This is a genomic window from Hydrogenophaga sp., assembly GCF_035481345.1.
Classification (GTDB): Bacteria; Pseudomonadota; Gammaproteobacteria; order Burkholderiales; family Burkholderiaceae_C; genus Hydrogenophaga.
Map to the genome: position 1 here is coordinate 1 of NZ_DATIGV010000019.1, position 4553 is coordinate 4553.

Consider the following 4553-nt stretch of genomic DNA (forward strand, 5'->3'; position numbering starts at 1 on the left):
CCAGAAGGCCGGCGTGAAGGCCAACACCCCGCCGCCCGTGCCGCCCTGGCACTGGCCGTCTCCGTGCTCGGCCTCGCCACCAGCGGCGCCCACGCGCAGGAGAAATTCACCTACATGACCAACTGGTACGCCCAGGCCGAGCACGGCGGCTTCTACCAGGCGGTGGCCACCGGCATCTACAAGAAGCACGGCCTGGACGTGACCATCCGCATGGGTGGCCCGCAGGTCAACATCCTGCAGATCATGGGCGCCGGCCAGGCCGACTGCATCATGGGCTCGAGCGACCTGCAGATGATGATCGCGCGCAGCGGCGGCCTGCCGGTCACCACCGTCGCCGCGGTGTTCCAGAAAGACCCGCAGGTGCTCATCGCCCACGAAGACGTGAAAAGCTTCGAGGACATGAAGGGCAAGACCATCCTGATCTCGCCCACGGCCACGCGCGGCTACTGGGCCTGGCTCAAGGGCAAGTACGGCTTTACCGACGCGCAGACGCGCCCCTACACCTTCAACATCCAGCCCTTCGTGGCCGACAAGAACGTGGTGCAGCAGGGCTACCTGACCTCCGAGCCCTTCGCCATCCAGAAGGCCGGCGTGAAGGCCAACACCTTCCTGTTCGCCGACCACGGCTACCCCAGCTACGCGGCCACCATCTCCTGCATGGACAAGACGGTGAAGGAACGCCGCGCCGCCGTGGCGGCCTTCGTGCGCGGCACCATGGAAGGCTGGAAGTCCTACTTCGCCGATCCGGCGCCGGCCAACGCGCTGATCAAGAAGGACAACCCCAACATGACCGACGAGCAGCTCACTTACAGCGTGGCCAAGCTCAAGGAAATGGGCATCGTCGTCAGCGGCGGCGCGGCCACGAACGGCATCGGCTCCATCGACGAGGCCCGCATCCGGCAGAGCTACGACTTCCTGGTCGCCAACCAGTTGATCGACCCGGGCAAGGTGAACACCGCGCAGGCGTACGACATCTCGATCATCCAGTCGATCAAGGTGCTGCCCTGAGGGCGCGCACGGCACCGTCCCCCGAGTGGATGCCATGAGCGACACCCCACCCGTCCCGGCCATCGAGGCGCTGTCGGCGCAGAAGACCTACCCCAACGGCACGGTCGCGCTGCAGCCGGTGGACCTCACCATCCAGGAAGGCGAATTCGTCACGCTGCTGGGCCCTTCGGGCTGCGGCAAGAGCACCCTGCTCAAGATGATCGCCGGCCTGCTGGAGCCCACCGACGGGCGCCTGCTGCTGTGGCGCAAGCCGGTGGCGGCGGCCCAGGAGGGCGAGGGCAAGAAGATGGCCTTCGTCTTCCAGTCGCCCACGCTGATGCCCTGGGCCAGCGTGCAGGCCAACGTGCGCCTGCCGCTGGACCTGGCCCGGGTGCCCCGCGCCGAGGCCGACGCGCGCGTGGCCGAGGCGCTGGAGCTGGTGGGGCTGTCGAAGTTCGCCAAGGCCCTGCCGCGCGCGCTGTCGGGCGGCATGCAGATGCGCGTGTCCATCGCGCGCGGCCTGGTGGTGCAGCCCAACCTGCTGCTCATGGACGAGCCCTTCGGCGCGCTCGACGAGATCACCCGGCACAAGCTCGACGCCGACCTGCTGGAGCTGTGGCGCAAGAAGAAGCTCACCGTGGTGTTCGTCACCCACTCCATCCATGAGGCGGTCTTCCTGTCCAGCCGCGTGGTGATGATGGCCGCCCGCCCGGGCCGCATCGTCGAGCAGGTGCGCATCGACGAGCCCTACCCGCGCAGCCCGGAGTTCATGGTCTCCAGCGCCTTCCAGCACCACGCCAGGCACCTGCAGCGCAGCCTGCTGGCCGCCAGCCAGCACCACGAGGAGGAGCCCTCGGCATGAGCACGACCTGGAACAACGCCGCCGCCCCCGCGCCCGAGGCAGCGGCCACCCCGGCCCCGCCGCCGCCCGCCCGCGCCGTGCGCACGCCACTGCTGTTGGAGCCGCGCGTGCAGCGCGTGCTGCTGCCCGTGCTGGTCGGCCTGCTGCTGATCGGTGCCTGGCAGGCCCTGGTCGTGGGCATGGAACTGCCGCCCTACCTGGTGCCTTCGCCCGGCCTGATGTGGGACACGCTGATCGCCGACTGGGCGATGCTGGGCACCGCGTTGCTGGTGACGCTGAAGATCACGGTGCTGTCCTTCCTGGTCGCCACGCTGCTGGGGGTGCTGATCTCCTTCGTGTTCGTGCAGAGCCGCCTGATCGAGACCGCGCTGTTTCCCTACGCGGTGCTGCTGCAGGTTACGCCCATCGTGGCGATCGCGCCCCTGATCATCATCTGGGTCAAGGACCCGACGGCCTCGCTGGTGGTCTGCGCCACGCTGGTGGCCCTGTTTCCCATCATCAGCAACACCACGCTGGGCCTGCGCAGCGTCGACCCGGACCTGCAGGCGTACTTCAAGCTGAACCGCGCCACCCGGCTGCAGACGCTGGTGCGCCTGCGCGTGCCCAGCGCCTTGCCCTACTTCTTCGGCGGGCTGCGCATCTCCAGCGGCCTGGCGCTGATCGGCGCGGTGGTGGCGGAATTCGTCGCCGGCACCGGTGGCGCCGCCACCGGCCTGGCCTACCAGATCCTCATGGCGGGCTACCAGCTCAACATCCCGCGCATGTTCGCCGCGCTGCTGCTCATCTCGCTGACCGGCGTGGCCCTGTTCGCGCTGATGGCCTGGGCCAGCCGCGCGGCGCTGGGCTCCTGGCACGCCAGCGAACTCTCGCACGACTGAACGACGACCGACACGATGAACACCCCCCTTTCCCCCATCGAACAGCTGCGGCTGGACCTGAGCGATCTCGACTGGGTCACCGACCCGAGCCGCATCCAGCGGCTGTCGCAGGACTTCTCCTGGTTCAGCCCCGTGCTGACGCGCCAGCTCGAAGGCAAGGTCGCCGACGCGGTGGTGCGCCCACGCACCGAGGAGCACATCCGCCGCGTGGTCAGCGCCTGCGCGCGGCTCAAGGTGCCGCTCACCATCCGGGGCAGCGGCACGGGCAACTACGGCCAGACCACGCCGCTGGCCGGCGGCGTGGTGCTCGACATGACCGGCTACAACCAGTTGCTGTGGGTGCGCCCCGGCGTGGCACGCGCGCAGGCCGGCATCCGCCTGCACGAGATCGAGAAGGCCGCCCAGCCGCTGGGCCAGGAGCTGCGCTGCATGCCCTCCACCTTTCGCAGCGCCACCCTGGGCGGCCTGTTCGGCGGTGGCTTCGGCGGCGTGGGCTCGATCAACTACGGCCCGCTGGCCGCGCGCGGCAACGTCGTCGGGCTCAAGGCCATGAGCATCGAGACCGAGCCGCAGGTGGTGGAGCTGCGCGGCGCCGAGGCGCTGCACATGCACCACCTGTGGGGCACCAACGGCCTGGTGCTGGAACTGGAGATCGCCCTGGCCCCCGCGCAGCCCTGGCTGGAAACGCTGAGCGTGTTCGACGACTTCGACGCCGCGCTGGCCTTTGCCGACGCCCTGGCGCGCGCGCCGGGCCTGGCCAAGCGCGAAGTGGCGTTCCTGGCCAGCCCCGTGCCCGATCACCTGACCCAGTTGGCCGAGCACCTGCCCAAGGGCTGCCACGCCGTGCTGTCGCTGGTCGCCGAAGCCGGCGAAGAAGAGCTGAACGCCCTGGTGGCGGCCCATGGCGGCCGCGTGAGCTACCGCCGCACCGCCGAGGAGGTGGCCAAGAGCCACCGCACCCTGATGGAGTTCACCTGGAACCACACCACCCTGCACGCCCTGCGGGTGGACAAGAACCTCACCTACCTGCAGACCACCTTCACGCCGGGCGAGTACGTGCGCCAGATCACCGAGCTGAGCCGGCGCTACGAAGGCGAAGTGCTCATGCACGCCGAGTTCCTGCGCAACCTGGAAGGCCAGCTCAACTGCAGCGCGCTGCAACTGGTGCGCTTCACCACGGAAGAGCGGTTGCAGCAGATCATCGACGAGCACCGCGCGTACGGCGTGCGCATCAACAACCCCCACACCTTCATCGTCGAAGACGGCAAGGCCGGGGGCGAACTGCCGGCGGCGTCCCTCGCCATGAAGGCCCGATTCGACCCGCTGAGCCTGCTCAACCCGGGCAAGCTGCGCGGCTGGCCGGCCCCGGAGGCCGTGCGATGAGCATGGGCACCCCCATGGCGCGCTACGCCTCGGCCCGGCGCGCCGGTGATTTCGTCTTCATGAGCGGCGTGGTCGCCATGGACCCCGCCACGCGCCAGGCCGTGGCGCGCTACGACGACCTGCCCGACGCGGCGCAGGCCGATCTGCGCCGGCTGGGCTACGTCACGGGGCAGTTGTCGGTCGACGTTTTCGAGGCGCCCATCGTGGCGCAGAGCTGGTTCGTGCTGGCGCGCATCCAGGCGCTGGCGGCCGAGCACGGCGGCTCCATGGCCGATGTGTTCAAGCTGGTGCAGTACTTTCGCCGCCTGCCCGACTACGCGCACTTCAACCGCGTGCGCGGCCTGTTCTACCCGGGCGAGCCGCCCGCGAGCACCGTGGTCGAGGTCAACCGCTTCCTGCCCGGCGACGAACTGCTGGTGGAGGTGGAAGCGACGATGTACCTG

Annotated in this window: 5 protein-coding genes; all 5 read left to right on the plus strand. The window is 69.4% G+C overall.

All coding sequences use genetic code 11. The annotated features are described in order from the left end of the window. The first annotated feature begins 45 nt into the window (after positions 1-45). Positions 46-1008 carry an ABC transporter substrate-binding protein gene (locus tag VLG41_RS01365; RefSeq protein ID WP_414652411.1) on the plus strand — a complete coding sequence of 321 codons (963 nt, stop codon included), beginning with the start codon at positions 46-48 and terminating at the stop codon, positions 1006-1008. Positions 1009-1042: 34 nt separating this feature from the next. After that, on the plus strand, positions 1043-1849 hold the full coding sequence (locus tag VLG41_RS01370) for an ABC transporter ATP-binding protein (RefSeq protein ID WP_325347607.1): 807 nt from the start codon (positions 1043-1045) through the stop codon (positions 1847-1849). Continuing rightward, positions 1846-2727: an ABC transporter permease gene (locus tag VLG41_RS01375; RefSeq protein ID WP_325347608.1), complete on the plus strand. Its 882-nt coding sequence runs from the start codon at positions 1846-1848 to the stop codon at positions 2725-2727. Before VLG41_RS01370 ends, VLG41_RS01375 begins: the two co-directional genes overlap by 4 nt. A gap of 15 nt (positions 2728-2742) precedes the next feature. Next, positions 2743-4110, plus strand: coding sequence for an FAD-binding oxidoreductase (locus VLG41_RS01380; protein ID WP_325347609.1), 1368 nt, complete (start codon positions 2743-2745; stop codon positions 4108-4110). After that, positions 4107-4553 (plus strand): RidA family protein (locus tag VLG41_RS01385; RefSeq protein WP_325347610.1); only part of this gene is annotated, 447 nt, incomplete at its 3' end. The genes VLG41_RS01380 and VLG41_RS01385, both read left to right, overlap by 4 nt.

Excerpts from the sequence above, each read along its gene's own strand:
- VLG41_RS01370 (WP_325347607.1), top strand. The coding sequence starts at position 1,043 with ATGAGCGACACCCCACCCGTCCCGGCCATCGAGGCGCTGTCGGCGCAG.
- VLG41_RS01375 (WP_325347608.1), top strand. The coding sequence starts at position 1,846 with ATGAGCACGACCTGGAACAACGCCGCCGCCCCCGCGCCCGAGGCAGCG.
- VLG41_RS01380 (WP_325347609.1), top strand. The coding sequence starts at position 2,743 with ATGAACACCCCCCTTTCCCCCATCGAACAGCTGCGGCTGGACCTGAGC.